The following is a 15016-nucleotide window of genomic DNA, read 5'->3' on the forward strand; positions in this document are numbered from 1 at the left end:
ACTGTTTTTAAGTTCACAAAACGAAGTTTCGCCGATTCAAATAATCAATTTATAAATTGAGGCAAAGGCGTCCCATTTAGCAGAGAACACAAGGTCTTTCAATTCTTAAAATCAGTAATTATAGACAAGTTTTAAATAAAAAAGCACCTCCAATAAGGAGATGCTTAGAAAAATATATATTGATTTACTATTTGAAATTTTCAATTGCTTTATTAATGGCGTCAATCTGTGGATTGATGCTTGAAGCTTTTTGAGGATTTTGTTTCAGAAGTTCCATTTTCTTCGTCAAACCATCTTTTAACATTTGAGAAATCATCATTTTTACCTGAGGATTTTCTCCCATTTGTCCTTTTGCCTGACCTAAAATTTTGGTAATGCTTTCTGTAGCTTTTAAATTATCGGAAGTCATGATCCAATTGTATCCTTCTTCCGCAGATTTCCCCAATTCAGGATTCTGGAATTTAATGAAAGGATAAAAAGCAACCAGTGAAGCAATATTTGACATTTGAGAAGTCACTTTATTTTTAACAATAACCGGAAGCATTTTACTTAATAAATCTTCTGAAGCTCCGTTCAAATCGATTTTATCAGCCAAAGTATTTGCCTTAGAAGGATCAACATCTAAAGCTGCTGCAACAGAATTCCCTTTTACAGAATTTGAAACGGCATTTACCCCTTTCTCGAAAATCGGAAGGTATTTTTTATCTTTTGTCTTTGCCAAAGCTGCAATTGCGGCTCCCTGAACTAAAGTTTTAGGATCATTTGAAGCTAATTTTTCAACATCTGCTCCCAAAGTTTTAAGCTGTTCTGCGTTTGATAAGTCCATTAATTCCAAAGCTTTTTGTCTCACTCTGAAATAAGGATCTTTTAACGCCGCAGACAATAATTTTGTCGCTGCAGGGCTTTTTCCTACCTGATCTTTGATAGCCGTTAAAGCATTGTATCTGCTTTTAAATTCTTTCGAACCTGTAAACTGCATCAGATTCTGCTCGGGTGTTTTAGTTTCAGTAACGTCTGCAACCAATATTCCGTCTGCATTAATGTTGACCAAATCAGGATTTTTTGAGACATCAAAGCTGAATGTATTTTTTGCAGCTGCATTCACCCAAACCTGTTGTCTTTTTGGTTTTCCGTTATCGTAAACATCGATGGTCAAAGGAAACTCGAAAGGCAATTCCTGAGACTGATTGACAACTACAGTCACTTGTTTTTTTACCGGCTCAAAAGTGTAAGAGTAATTCAATTTTGGATGCCCGCTTCCAAAATACCATTGATTAAAGAACCAGTTTAAATCTTTACCCGAAACTTTTTCGAAAGATAATCTCAGTTGGTGAGCTTCGGCATTCTTGTATTCATAGGTTTTTAGGTAATCATTCATTCCGGCAAAAAAAGCTTCATCTCCTAAATAATTTCTCAGCATATGAAGAATTCCGCCACCTTTCTGATACGTTACCAAATCGAAAACGTCTTCTCGAGAAGCATAATCAAATCTTACCAAATCTTTTTTGAAATCTGAAGGATTATGAATATAATGATTCACATCTTCCATCTGATGGTAATCTGCCTGATCTTTTCCGTATTTGTACTCGTTCCAAAGATATTCTGAGTAGTTGGCAAAAGATTCGTTAACCGTCAAATTACTCCAGCTCTCAGCAGTTACCAAATCTCCGAACCAATGGTGAAACAATTCGTGAGCTATGGTATCTTCCCATTTATTCTCATCAATTAACTGTCCCGGTTTTTGTAAAATATCACTTCCGTGAAGTGTTGCAGTTGTATTTTCCATGGCGCCGCTCACATAATCTCTACCTGAAATCTGCGCATATTTTGACCAAGGATAATCATACCCTAATTTTTTAGAGAAAAACTCAATCATTTCAGGAGTATTTCCGTAAATCTGTTTTGCGTAAGGTTCGTATTCTTTTTCGATGTAATAGTCAACCGCAATATTTTTCCACTTGTCTTTTACCACGGCATATTCACCGACTCCCATGAAGAAAAGGTACGTTGAGTGTCTTTTATCCATCACCCAATGATCAGTTCTTAAGCCATTTGATTCTTTCTGAGAATCTTTAAGAAGACCGTTTGACAACGTTACATATTTATCAGGAACCGTCATGTAGATTTCCTGAGTTGTTTTTTGAATTGATTTATCAATTGTCGGAAACCAAGCTGAAGAAGATTCAGTTTCTCCTTGAGTCCAGATTTGAGTGGGTTTATCAGGATCCTGACCTTGAGCGTTGATAAAATAAAGACCTTTTGCATCGCTGATTGCCATGCTTCCTTCTTGCTTCACTTCGTTCGGACGAGCTGTGTATTTGATGTAAACAGTATAATCCTGATTTTTCTGATAGGTTTTGTCTAAAGTAATCTTTAAAACATCATTTTTATAATCAAATTTTAAAGGAGATTTCTTGCCATTGTTATCCAAAGCAACTTCATGAATCAACATTCCTTTTGCATCCAGAATCAACTCGTTGGTCGCATAAAAGTAAGGAGAAGCTGTCAGCCACTCTTCCCCATTCATCTGCTCTTTCTGATAATCGAAGTTGACTTTAAGCTTGGTATGCTTAAGTTCCGTTACTTTCGCAGATGTTGCTCTGTAGACTTTTTCTCTGCCTGAAGTTTCGGTTTGTGCAGATACATTTCCGGAAAACAAAGCTCCCAATATTGCAATAGATAAAATGATTTTCTTCATTTCTTTCCTTTTATTTTTTTGTATTATTTTTTGTAATGATTTCGAAAATATCGTTGACTAACGTTTCGTAATCTCCTTTTTTAAGCTGTTCTTTAGTCTTGGCAAAAGCTTTTTTCAGTTCGCTTTCAGGATTATCTTCATCAATGATCTCAATTGAAGCTACTCCTTTTATCTGCAGCAGAATTTGTTTTAAATTCTCGGCATCAACATTTTGCTCTAAGGTCAATTTAATTGATTTCATAGTAAATAAGTAGTATTTTATGATGAATAGTTACAAAAAAAGTGAAGTTTTTTGGCTTCACTTTTTATATTTTCTTTATTTTAAAAATAGCTTATGGATGTTTTCAGGATTACCTTTTGAAGGAAGAAATAATAAAATTTCTACACAATCTTTTTTCACTTCAAAATATACCTTAACTTGCTTCTTTCCCAATAATGCAAATCTTAATTGACTATCTGAGTCTATCGTCTGATATGAAATTAATTGATCATTAAATGACTCAACCAATTTTTCTAAGTCTTTATTAAATATCTTCAGTTCCTTTTGAGTCCAATTTTATTTAAAAAATCAATAATATTTTTAAGACTTTCAATCGCAGTATTTGAAAATATAACTTTCATTACTTTTTAAAAATGGAATCTATCAATTCTTCCGAATATTCTTTACATTCTCCATTTTTGATTTCATTACGACTTTTTTCAATCAATTTTCTAAATTCATCAGAATTTTCAATCTCTTTCCAAGAATCAATTTTGTCATTCTCAGAAACCTCAAAACTCTTAATACCTTTTATTTGTGATAATAGTTTTTTGATGAAAGGAACATCTGCGTATTCGTCTAAACTGATTTTAATTTCCATAATTCCTGATTTTAAATCAAAGTTAATGAAATTATTACTAAAATATTAAATCGCCACAGGCGCTTTAATTCCTGGATGTGGATCGTAGTTTTCTAAGGTAAAATCTTCAAAATTAAAATCGAAAATATCTTTAATCTCAGGATTTAGTTTCATGGTAGGAAGCGCTTTCGGATCTCTTGAAAGCTGTCTTTCGACCTGCTCAAAATGATTATTGTAAATATGAACATCACCAAAACTATGAACATAATCTCCCACTTCAAGATCACAAACCTGCGCAACCATCATTAATAAAAGCGCATAGCTAGCAATATTGAACGGTACGCCTAAAAATACATCTGCACTTCTCTGGTACAGCTGTAAAGATAATTTTCCGTCAGCTACGTAAAACTGAAAGAGTGCATGACAAGGCGCTAAAGCCATATTTGGAATTTCTGCAACGTTCCAAGCAGAAACAATTAATCTTCTGGAATCCGGATTTTTTTTAATCTGGTCAATCACTTCCGAAATCTGATCAACCACTTTATTATCCGCTCCGTTCCAGCTTCTCCATTGAGCACCATAAACAGGACCTAAATCTCCGTTTTCATCTGCCCATTCGTCCCAAATGCTAACGCCGTTGTCATTCAGATATTTTACGTTGGTATCACCTTTTAAAAACCAAAGCAATTCGTAAATAATTGATTTCAAATGCACCTTTTTGGTTGTTACCATCGGAAAACCTTTAGACAAATCATATCTCAACTGATACCCAAAAACACTTCTTGTTCCCGTTCCGGTACGGTCGGTTTTGTCGGTTCCGTTTTCTTTGATATGTTTTAGAAGGTCTAAATAATTTTGCATTCCACAGTTTTTTGAGAGTTCAAATTTAAAGATTCTTATCCAAAAAAGGATTAAAAAAAGCATCCATTTTCATGAATGCTTCGTATCGTATATTTAATTAAAATCTATTAAACGGCTGTGTAATCTCCATCGACAAGGTAGTAACCGCCTGTCATAAAAGATGATTTTTCAGAGCTTAGAAACAGCACCAACTCTGCAACTTCTTCTGATGTTCCAAGCCTTCCCATAGGATGTTTTGCTATCAATGCATCTTTATGCTCTTTGTCTAGCTGATTCAATAATGGTGTATCGATATATCCCGGACCAACTGCATTGCAACGAATATTTTTCTTTCCATACTCAGCGCCAATATTTTTAGTTAAGCCAACCACTGCATGTTTGGTTGAAGTATATGCTGAAGAAAGTGGTGCTGCAACCGTTCCGTGTATCGAAGCGATATTGACGATTACTCCGCCACCGTTTTTCTCCATTTGAGTAAGTTCATATTTACAACCGTAAAAAACACCATCTAGGTTGATATCGATTACTTTTTTCCAACCTTCAAGACTGTAATCTCCTGTTTGATTGGCTTCACCGCCAATTCCGGCATTGTTACAAGCGATATCTAATCTTCCATAGATTTCAACTGTTGATTTCACAAGAGCTTCTACCTCTTCTGCTTTCGAAGTATCAGCTTTCACAAAAGATGCTTCACCGCCTTCAGATTTTATTTTTTCTACCGCCTGATTTCCGTGCTCTTCATTGATATCAGAAACGATAACTTTAGCACCTTCTTTTGCGTAAGACTGAGCAATTGCCAATCCGATTCCTGAACCCGCTCCTGTTACCAGAGCTACTTTATTATCTAAAATTCCCATATTGATAAAATTTTTGTTTGTATTTAATCTATACTAAATTTACGATAATCAATTTAAGATTCAATATGAAGCAATGGTAAATTTTTCTTAAATTTTCGGGTCACCAAACTAAATTAACGGAAACATCTTTTGAATTTCCTTTAATCGATTTTAGTTTTCCGAATTTTTCTTTATTAAAGATTTTATCGCTCCAATAATCTAAACTTACAGTTCCGAACTTGATTAGTTTTTTATGTTTGCTAGAGTCAATGATGTCTTTCTGCCCATAATCAATCGAGATATTTCCTATGGATTTTAATTTTCCTAATCTGCTGTTATCTATGATATCTTTTTCCCAATAATCTATTTTTAGGTTCCCGATGTTCTTTACTTTACCTAACTTTTCTTTATCAAAATTATCATAGTAATCTATTGAAACATTGCATACGTTTTTAATCTTGCCAGATCTTACATCACTTTTATCTAAAATATCCCAATAATCAATTTTTAAACTTCCGATGTTTTTTAGTTTTCCAAATCTGTATGCATCAAAATTCGCATCATCATAATAATCTACCTCTCCGTCTAAATTGTTTGTTTTAAAACCTGAAATTTCACCATCACTATTTACCTGTATCGTTACATCATCAATGGTAATATCTACAGACTGTAAGTCGTTGGTTTTAGCTGAAATATTTGCTTTAATTTGTCCAAAAGCGAAGGAATGAATAATTAAAAATAAAGCGGGCAGAAAATTTTTAAGAGATGTCATATTTTATCCGATTTCTTCAATGACTTGATTGACATTGTTGATGATAAACGTCTCAGCTATTTTCTTGCCAAACATTGCTTTTGCCAACGGTGATTCACTTGAAATGGTCATTATTTTTTTGCCTTCAAAAACAATTTCTCCTGACGATACCGAAATATAGAAAAATCCTTTATCTGTCTTTACCAAAGCTCCATTCTGAACTTTTGTACAGACCTCTGTGTTTAATTTTTTCAGGAAATTCTGTTGGTTTAAGGTTTCATTTAATTGCCTTTGGATATTATTAATTTCCTGCTGCAGCATTTCGCGACCAGTTTCATACTTGTCACCCATCGAACTTTTGGTATCGTTACTTGATGCACGGGTTTCGGCAATAAGATTTTCGAAGATTTTTATTTTTTCTGAAATTTTATCTTTAAGAATTTGCAGTATATTTTCTTTGTTCATTTTGAAAGCAATCTTTGAGTTTATAAATTAAATAAAAGTGAAGAAAATTAAATTTTTGCTAAAGCCAATTTTAGTATTGTAAGCTGAAAGCGGGCTAAAGCCCGCTCCTATTGATGTTTTAAAATATTTTACTTTAAGTTATACTTTATTTTTCAAAACAGCGAAATCAGAAACTTTAAAATTAAAATCTTTTCCCTCGCTGAAGTCTCGTTTTGTTTTGTCAAAAACATTATTGAAAGTTCCGTTTAAATTCTCATCCTGAATAGTAAAATTTACCGGATCTTTTGAAAAATTTAAAATAACTAAAACCTCATCTTGTCCGTTTTTTCTCACATACGCCAAAATTTTATCATTAGCTGTGGTGTTTAGAAGATAAGTTGAAACTGCGGAATCTCCGCCACGCAAAGCAGGATTTGATGATTTTAAGTTTAATAACGTTTTATAGAAATCTGCCATCTCATAATTTCCGTTCCAATCGATGACATCTTTCTCGAAGAACTCTAATCTTTTTAAGTTTGGAAGTTCCTGACCGGAATACAAAAGCGGAATTCCGTTCCAGGTTGCAGAGAATACTGCCATTGGCTTGGTGATATCACCATATTTTTCGAATTCGGTTCCGTTCCATGAGTTTTCGTCGTGATTGGTCGTAAACCATGCTCTCATGGATGAATCTCCGATTGCAGAATATTGTTTAAGCAAATCTATTAATTCGCTGAGAGGTTCATTTTTTTGATAATAATCGGCTGACTTATGCATCCATTTCCATGAATAGCTTGCGTCAAAAACTTTTCCGTAATCTGGGTTTTCAATTTCATCATATTCTCCGATGAAGAAAAGAGGCTTCAGTTTTTCGACTTCGGGTCTTGCCTCTATCCAAAAATCTAATTCTACCCACGATGCCAGATCACATCGGAAACCGTCGATATTGGTTTCTTTTACCCAAAATTTCATGGCATCAATCATCGCTTTTCTCATCTCCTGATTTTTGTAATCGAGTTCGATGATGTCATCCATTCCTGATGCTTTGTGGAAGCTTCCGTCCGGATCTTTTAAATAAAATTCGGGATGAGTTTTTGTCCAGACATGACCCCAGCCTGTATGATTAGCCACCCAGTCGATGATTACTTTAAAGCCTAACCGATGCGCTTCGTTGACCATGTGCTTAAATTCATCCATTGTTCCGAATTCGGGATTGATGGTTGTGTAGTCTGAAGCGGCATATTGGCTTCCCAAACTTCCCTTTTTATTAAGTTGGGCAATGGGAGTAACGGGCATGAACCAAAGGGTTTTCACGCCCATGTTTTTGAGGCGTGGCATTTCTTTTTCAAATGCTTTGAATGTTCCTTTCTGAGTATATTGTCTTAGATTAACTTCGTAAATATTGGTGGTATGTTTCCATTCTGTTGATAAATCCATATTTTCTGATGTTTTTGAGTGGTGTAGAATAAAATTCTATCCCATAAATAGTGCGGTTAAGCAGCACTTCTTTTTTGATTAATTAAACAAAAATAGGAATTTGCAGATTTAAAAGTGAATTGTAATCTGTGAATTTTACTTTATATTCTTTTATCAGCGAAATCTGTAAAACCTACCTCTTCCCTAGCCCCGGTAGAAACGGTTACCCCACAGCAAGCGATGGCAATAGCTTTGGAGCGAGGAGTATGAGTGGATGACGGGAAATAGCTCCTGAATGTGTTGGAGGGTTTGATTGTTTGGATGTGTAATATTTATTTAATAAAAAACCCTGAAAATAAATTTTCAGGGCTGTATTTTTTAGATTCTATCGTCGTCGCTGTCATCTTCATCATCGAAGACATCATCGTTGTAGTCGTCATCTTCGTCATCATCGAAGCTGTCATCATCTTCGTCTGCGAAACTGTTGCCTGCCCCGAAGTCATCTTCAAAACCAAAATCATCATCCATCAAAGGCATTGCTGATTTTTTGTTTTTTGAGCCAGCACCTCCACTTTTGCTTGGAGCTTTTAATGGAGCATTTCCGAATCTGTAAACGGTAATTGGGTAATTCACCCCTTTTGTTTCTTCGTTCACTTCTACCAATTCGCAGAAAAACTCCCACAGGTCAAGCAAACCGTACTGAAACTGTGCTTTGTCGCCAGCATTTTCAAATGCTTCATCGATGTAAACGTCTGACATAATCTCGCCATCCCCTTCATCACTCATATCTTCCAGAGGAACACTCTTCACAATGGTACCATCTTCTTCGAGGAGATTAAAAGTAGAAAGCTCATCACCACTAAGGTTGAAAGCACTTTTGATTCCTAAATGAAGATTCCAGAGTGTTTGTTTTCCTTTAATCTCAACATCACGGAAAATATCTTCTTTTGTATCTAATATTACACGGATTTTGTAAACCATACTACTATTCCAATTTCTATTTTTACCTTATTTCTATTGATCAAATTCTGTTGCAAATATATAATAAATGAGATTTTAGAAAAGAATATTTAATAAATTTTTAGAATTTTTTTTTGCTTACATTTTACCCGGCTTATTTGCTTTTTTCGAGCATAAAACTGAATTTGGTGCCTTCAAGATACACACTTTCTACCGTAATGTTTTCGTTATGAGCTTCTAATATATGTTTCACGATGGCCAAGCCTAAACCTGAACCACCCTGTCTTCGGCTTCTGCTGGTTTCTACACGGTAAAAACGCTCGAAGATTCTTGGGAGAAGTTCTTCTTTAATTCCCATTCCGTTGTCGATCACTTCGATGAGTACTTTGTTTCTGAGAACACTTGTTTTCACTACTACCTTCGCTTCCTGTCTGTTGGCGTAATGTATTGCGTTTGAAATGAGATTGATAAAAACCTGCGATATCTTTTGTTTGTCGGCTTCTACAAATATCTGACTGTGTAAAGTCTGTAATTGTAAAACTGTATTATTTTTCTCAGCTTCCAAATCAAGAAGATCAAAGATTTCTTTAACCAAGATATTAACATCAAATTTTGAAACGGTAACATCTATTTCTCCTGCTTCCAGCCTGTTAATCATATCCAAATCATTGACGATTGCAATCAATCTTTCGACGGAAATACCGATTCTTTCAAGATATTTGTCTCTGATGTTTAGATTTTCTACACCGCCTTCACTCAAGGTTTCTACGTATCCCTGAATTGAAAAAAGTGGAGTTTTAAGCTCATGAGATACGTTTCCGATGTATTCTTTACGGTAGCTTTCCATCTTTTTCATCACTTCCATCTCGGTGACTTTTTGCTGGTTGAAGTCGGAGAATCTTTCACCCAATTCTTTTAAGGTGATATTTTCCTGATTGTCGTAAACAATCTCTTCCGGCAAAATTTTGGAGATATTTCTTACCTGCTTTTTGGCATAGTAACTGAAAAGTAATTCGAGAACTACGTAATTGACGACAAACATGACCAAGACAGAGATGATAAAACCTATTTTAAAAAATGAGTTGTGGTCATATTTTTCGTTGAGGGCATCAAAAATGACGACCAAAACCAACATCACCAATGTCAATAGACATGATGAGATGAAACTAAGTCTGTAAAATTTCAATTTTACAAATATTTAAGGGGTTATAAGTAAAGATAGGATTTTTGAATTAAACAATCAATTTATATCCAATTCCTTTTAAAGTCTGAATGGTATTGATTCCTAATTTTTCTCTTAGTCTTCTGATGTGTACGTCGATGGTTCTTTCGCCCACAATCACATCATTTCCCCAAACTCTTTCTAAAATCTCTTCTCTTTTGAATACTTTCTCAGTGTTTGAAGCTAAAAGATATAAAAGATCAAATTCTTTCTTTGGAAGTAAAAACTGCTGTCCGCTTTTTGAAACTCTAAAGTTATCTTTATCTATTATCAAATCTCCAACTTCAATGAGTTTTGCATTATCAGAAACCAGAGAAGTCAACTGTAACAAAGCGTTTACTTTTGAAATCAGAATTTTCGGTTTGATTAACTTTACGATATAATCATTAGCTCCTGCCTGAAAACCTGCCAACTGAGAAAACTCTTCACTTCTTGCAGAAAGGAAAACGATCAAACTTTTTTGAAGTTCTTTTATTTTACGTAATTCCTGACACGTTTCGATACCGTCTTTTTCTGGCATCATGACATCTAATAAGATAAGATCCGGGATAATTTCTTTGGCTTTTTCTATACCTTCGTTTCCGTTTGTAGCGGTAGTAACATCGTAGCCTTCTTTTTCTAAATTGTATGAAAGAATTTCGAGAATATCCAGTTCATCATCAATTAATAGAATCTTTTTTTGGTTCATTTTCAATTTTTACATTTCAAAGTTAACAAAATTTAAGCAACATGATTGATAATTCGTTTTCATTCACATAAACTTAATATTAAAGGGTATTTCGTAATGTTTAGTTAAGAAATATTTAAAATTAACTAAACCATTTGCAACCCAATTGTTTTATTCCTTTGCACCGAAAGAATCTACAAACTAAAGGAAGTAAAATAATGAAAATTTATAAACTCAGCATTGCAGTCTTATTTTTATCTGGATCTGTATTCTATGCTCAAGAGAAAGTGCAAGATACGGTAAAGAAAGAAAAGGCAATTGAAGGAGTAGTAATTCAAGGAAGTACTAATAAGAAGACTGAAACGGCAGTCTTAGGTGAACAAAAACGAGCTATCATTCAAAAACAGGCGATAAGCGCTGAAGAAATCTCAAGAAAAGGCATCTCTAACGTTGAGCAGGGACTTACAAAAGTAACTGGTATTACAACAGTAGAAGGAAGAGGTCTTTTCGTAAGAGGTCTTGAAGAAAGATACAACTATCTTTTAATCAACGGATTAGGATCACCTTCAAACAATCCTTTCCAAAAAATCATTGCTTTAAAGCAGTTTCCAACTGATGTTGTTGGTAAGCTAAATATTTATAAAACGTTTAACTCAAATCTTTACGGAGATTTTGCCGGTGCAACTTTCGATATAGAAACAATGACTATCGACAAATCTTTTTCTAAAATTGAATTTGGAGTTGGAGTAAACACCTTAAGTACATTCAGAGATAATTTTAAAGTATCTGAAGGAGCTGACGGGATGGAGGGTTATTTGGGATTAAATTCAAAAAATAGAAAATTACCTACTGAAGTCAGAAATTCTAGACCAAATAACTACAGATTTACTGCTGATCAATCATTAAATTCATTTAAAGATACTTGGAATGTAGATAATGTAAAATCTATGCCTAACACAAGCATCGGTTTTACCACTGCTCAAAAAGTAAAAATGAGCGAATCTGGAAACTTAGGGATTATCTTTTCACTAAATCAGGCTACCAAATTTGAGTATAAAGAGGGAACCAACAGCCAATTCAGATCACAAGGACAAAATTCATTTATTGACAACATGAATTTCCTTAATCGTAAACAATATAATTACGAAACAGAATCTTCTGCTTTGTTAGCATTAGGATATAAAAACAAAGGAACGAATATTAACTTAAATGCTATCTATTTACAAAATACAAATAATATCATTGAAGATAATTTTGGATACAAGGATAATCAAGTACAGAATGAAAATTCAGGTTTCTTTAGAACTAATCAATTAGATATTTCGAGATTTTTAGATTTACAATTAACTGCTTCTCAGAAAATCAACGATAGAAATCAAATAAAAGCAGGAGCTAGTTATGTTGTAAATAACTACAGTCAGCCAGACAGAAAAATTATAGAAGGTAACCGTACTGATCCAAATACGGGAGCAATTCTTTCTGAAGGTAACATCCAAATGCGTTATGGAGGAAACAACCTTATCCGTCAGTATTTAGATGTTGACTCTAGGTTCTATGGTTCGGCATTCGCAGAATATCAATTATCTCTAGGTGAGAAAGGAGAAAGAAAAGATTTTCCTATCCAAATTGCAGTTGGTTATAATGGATTCTCCGATTTTAGAAAAACCTCTTATCGATTTTTATTTGGAAGAACGGCAAGTAGTTCACTATCTCCATTTGTTGTAAATGTTGATACACCACAAAACACATTTGATGCTTCAATAAGAAATGGAGATCTATTCTATCAGGAAGGCTCGGATATCTCACAATTCTACTCAAGTTTCTATCAAATCATTAATGGAGGTTATGCTAACATTAATTTGAAACCAAATGATACCTGGGATATTTTACTAGGAGCCAGATATGAAAATGACATGACGCTTATCCGTTATTCTGACCAAAGTGCCAATACAAAAGTAAATTTGGAGAAAAATTTAGATTTCTTTCTTCCATCTTTAGCGGTGAAAAAAGCAGTTAATGATAGAAATAATTTAAGATTTTCATTCAGTAAAACTGTTACACGTCCTATTCTTATAGAGACATTGCCTATTACGTATATAAATCCTGATAACGTAAATATTGTTGGTAATCCTGATATTAAAAATAGTGAAAACTACAATTTAGATTTAAAATGGGAATATTTCCCATCTGCAAAAGAGATGTTTGCAGTCAACTTATTTGCAAAAAGAATAGATAATGCAATCGAACGTTCTTTGGTAGCTTCAGGAAATGCGACAGGTTCAACAATTACCTTTTTTAACGCCAAGAGAGCAGATTTGTTTGGTATTGAGTTGGAAGGAATTTTAAGCTTAAAAAGAATCTCCGAATCACTTAGCAGATTCACCTTAGGAGCAAACGCTACAATCATGCATTCTAATGTTGAAAGAAGTCAGGAGCAACTTAACATGGAAGAACCTACATGGTTTAAATCTACTGGTGAAGTATTGCGTAAAAGAGGTCTTCAAGGTGCTTCTCCTTACACAATTAATGCAGATTTGAGATATGAATTAAAAAGTCGTAACAACTTAGCACACACATTATCTCTTGTATACAATGTCTCAGGAAGTAAAATATTTGCTACAGGAGGTACAGGTACTGACAATTATTATGAAAAGCCATTTAGCCAATTCGATTTTGTTTATCAGGGGCAACTGTCAAAAATTGGAACTTAAAATTTGCTGTACAGAATATATTAGATAGCAAATACAAAATATTACTTGGCGACAAAAACTATATCCCATTAAATGTACAAAATGGAGACACTACACTCGTTGATTACTATAAAGGAATCACCTTCAATTTTACAGTAGGATATACATTCTAAAATTTAAAAATAAAAAATAAGTATAAAAATGAAAAAAAGAGTTTTATCTTTATTATCGTTAACAGCAGTGTTAACATTGGCCCTAAATTCATGTACTATTGACGTAAATGATGGCTTAGGAGAAGGTACCACAATTACAACTCCAGGAACGACTGAAAATGTACTAAGCGGAAGCGGAACATTATCAGGAACTATCGCAAAAGACCTTTTGATCAAAAAGGAAATTATACTTTAGATGGAATTGTTAAGATTACAAATAACGCCACAATTACAATTGAAGCGGGAGCTACTTTCAACGTTGTAACAACTAAAACAAGTGGTTTAGTAATCCTTCAGGATGGAAGCATTAACGCTGTTGGTACAGCCAACGAGCCTATTGTATTTACTACATCTACTAAAACTGCTGGTGATTGGGGTGGCATTACTTTATATGGAAGTGCTCCTATAAAAGCTGTAAATGGAAATACTCAAGCACTTTCCGAAGATGGAAATAACGTTTATTATGGCGGTAATGATGCTAATGATAATTCTGGAACCATGAAATTTGTACGTGTAGAATATGCAGGTAAAAAAATTGGTGATGGTACTTCAGAAACAAACTCTATGACATTCTACGCTGTAGGAGCAGGAACTGTTTTAGAAAATTTAGTTGCATACAAAGGAACTGATGACGGATATGAATTCTTCGGAGGAACTGTAAGTGCTAAAAACATTGTTTCTTATGGTAATTATGATGACTCATTCGACTGGCAAGATGCTTGGAGCGGACAGAACAATACCAATTGGTATGCATTCCAAACAGGTACAGGAAATTTCGGAATGGAGATTGAAGCATCTGGAAATGCAGATAATGTTGCTCCAAAGGTTTCAAACATAACTTTAATCAGAAATACCAACACTAATCCTGAATCAGCAAATTCACCAGAGATTTCTGCAATCCAATTTAAGAAGCACGGAACAGGTATTTTCTCTAATGTTTATATTAGCGGATACAAAAACATCGGAACTCAAAAGAGTTATGCAGTTCTTATCCAAGATGCTGCGACTGAAACTAGCCAGGTAAACACAGGAAAAATTGCTGTAACACCTCTTACTTATTTGAACTCTGATAACCCATTAGTTTGGGGTTATGCTTATACTCCTAATGGAGCTAAAGTTTTCACCAATACAGCTACTGTAACTAAAGTTTCTTTACCAGCAGGAGCTTGGGCAACTGTAGACGGAGTTAATCTTCTTTCTGCTTTATAAGATTAAGTAATTAGTTTCTTCATATCAAATTGAATCCCTCAGGAAAATTACCTGAGGGATTTTCTATTCTTCAAAGGTATTGTGAAAGGTTCTTTTCTAAATTTACCTGTAGACTTGCTATTTGCGTAAAACATTTGAACATATTGTTTTTAGTGAAGATTACATCACTTTTTCACAAAAGTAAAGTATATATAATTAAAAAATCAATAAC

Annotated in this window: 12 protein-coding genes and 1 pseudogene; 2 read left to right on the plus strand and 11 right to left on the minus strand. The window is 34.1% G+C overall.

Features of this window, described 5'->3' with window-relative positions; genetic code table 11:
• Positions 1-187 precede the first annotated feature (187 nt).
• The 11 genes from EAG08_RS05345 to EAG08_RS05395 form a co-directional block, all read right to left on the minus strand.
• Entirely contained in the window at positions 188-2698 is a 2511-nt protein-coding gene (locus tag EAG08_RS05345; RefSeq protein WP_129534559.1) for a M1 family metallopeptidase, read from the minus strand.
• A 10-nt stretch (positions 2699-2708) separates the two neighbouring features.
• Positions 2709-2939, minus strand: a complete 231-nt coding sequence (locus tag EAG08_RS05350; protein WP_129534560.1) for a hypothetical protein — start codon at positions 2937-2939, stop codon at positions 2709-2711.
• A gap of 379 nt (positions 2940-3318) precedes the next feature.
• Entirely contained in the window at positions 3319-3558 is a 240-nt protein-coding gene (locus tag EAG08_RS05355) for a hypothetical protein (RefSeq protein WP_129534561.1), read from the minus strand.
• A gap of 45 nt (positions 3559-3603) precedes the next feature.
• Positions 3604-4398, minus strand: coding sequence for a thymidylate synthase (locus tag EAG08_RS05360; protein ID WP_129534562.1), 795 nt, complete (start codon positions 4396-4398; stop codon positions 3604-3606).
• Positions 4399-4505: 107 nt separating this feature from the next.
• Positions 4506-5255, minus strand: coding sequence for an SDR family NAD(P)-dependent oxidoreductase (locus EAG08_RS05365; RefSeq protein WP_129534563.1), 750 nt, complete (start codon positions 5253-5255; stop codon positions 4506-4508).
• A 100-nt stretch (positions 5256-5355) separates the two neighbouring features.
• Entirely contained in the window at positions 5356-6006 is a 651-nt protein-coding gene (locus EAG08_RS05370) for a hypothetical protein (RefSeq protein ID WP_129534564.1), read from the minus strand.
• 3 nt (positions 6007-6009) lie between these two features.
• On the minus strand, positions 6010-6450 hold the full coding sequence (locus EAG08_RS05375) for a hypothetical protein (RefSeq protein ID WP_129534565.1): 441 nt from the start codon (positions 6448-6450) through the stop codon (positions 6010-6012).
• 138 nt (positions 6451-6588) lie between these two features.
• Complete coding sequence (locus EAG08_RS05380; protein WP_129534566.1) at positions 6589-7866, minus strand: alpha-amylase family glycosyl hydrolase; 1278 nt, start codon at positions 7864-7866, stop codon at positions 6589-6591.
• Positions 7867-8223: 357 nt separating this feature from the next.
• Entirely contained in the window at positions 8224-8826 is a 603-nt protein-coding gene (locus EAG08_RS05385) for an IS1096 element passenger TnpR family protein (protein ID WP_129534567.1), read from the minus strand.
• 133 nt (positions 8827-8959) lie between these two features.
• Positions 8960-9991, minus strand: coding sequence for a sensor histidine kinase (locus tag EAG08_RS05390; RefSeq protein WP_129534568.1), 1032 nt, complete (start codon positions 9989-9991; stop codon positions 8960-8962).
• 46 nt (positions 9992-10037) lie between these two features.
• On the minus strand, positions 10038-10715 hold the full coding sequence (locus EAG08_RS05395; protein ID WP_129534569.1) for a response regulator: 678 nt from the start codon (positions 10713-10715) through the stop codon (positions 10038-10040).
• Between the two features lie 197 nt (positions 10716-10912).
• Between EAG08_RS05395 and EAG08_RS05400 the strand changes: the two genes are divergently transcribed.
• Complete coding sequence (locus tag EAG08_RS05400) at positions 10913-13405, plus strand: TonB-dependent receptor plug domain-containing protein (protein ID WP_228446780.1); 2493 nt, start codon at positions 10913-10915, stop codon at positions 13403-13405.
• 180 nt (positions 13406-13585) lie between these two features.
• A pseudogene (locus tag EAG08_RS22900) lies at positions 13586-14805 on the plus strand (hypothetical protein).
• The last annotated feature ends 211 nt before the right edge of the window (positions 14806-15016 follow it).

This window comes from Chryseobacterium sp. 3008163 (genome assembly GCF_003669035.1).
GTDB lineage: Bacteria > Bacteroidota > Bacteroidia > Flavobacteriales > Weeksellaceae > Chryseobacterium.

Coding starts and splice junctions, on each gene's coding strand:
- EAG08_RS05365 (WP_129534563.1), bottom strand. CDS start 5,255: ATGGGAATTTTAGATAATAAAGTAGCTCTGGTAACAGGAGCGGGTTCA.
- EAG08_RS05400 (WP_228446780.1), top strand. CDS start 10,913: ATGAAAATTTATAAACTCAGCATTGCAGTCTTATTTTTATCTGGATCT.
- EAG08_RS05395 (WP_129534569.1), bottom strand. CDS start 10,715: ATGAACCAAAAAAAGATTCTATTAATTGATGATGAACTGGATATTCTC.
- EAG08_RS05385 (WP_129534567.1), bottom strand. CDS start 8,826: ATGGTTTACAAAATCCGTGTAATATTAGATACAAAAGAAGATATTTTC.
- EAG08_RS05360 (WP_129534562.1), bottom strand. CDS start 4,398: ATGCAAAATTATTTAGACCTTCTAAAACATATCAAAGAAAACGGAACC.
- EAG08_RS05350 (WP_129534560.1), bottom strand. CDS start 2,939: ATGAAATCAATTAAATTGACCTTAGAGCAAAATGTTGATGCCGAGAAT.
- EAG08_RS05375 (WP_129534565.1), bottom strand. CDS start 6,450: ATGAACAAAGAAAATATACTGCAAATTCTTAAAGATAAAATTTCAGAA.
- EAG08_RS05370 (WP_129534564.1), bottom strand. CDS start 6,006: ATGACATCTCTTAAAAATTTTCTGCCCGCTTTATTTTTAATTATTCAT.
- EAG08_RS05355 (WP_129534561.1), bottom strand. CDS start 3,558: ATGGAAATTAAAATCAGTTTAGACGAATACGCAGATGTTCCTTTCATC.
- EAG08_RS05380 (WP_129534566.1), bottom strand. CDS start 7,866: ATGGATTTATCAACAGAATGGAAACATACCACCAATATTTACGAAGTT.
- EAG08_RS05345 (WP_129534559.1), bottom strand. CDS start 2,698: ATGAAGAAAATCATTTTATCTATTGCAATATTGGGAGCTTTGTTTTCC.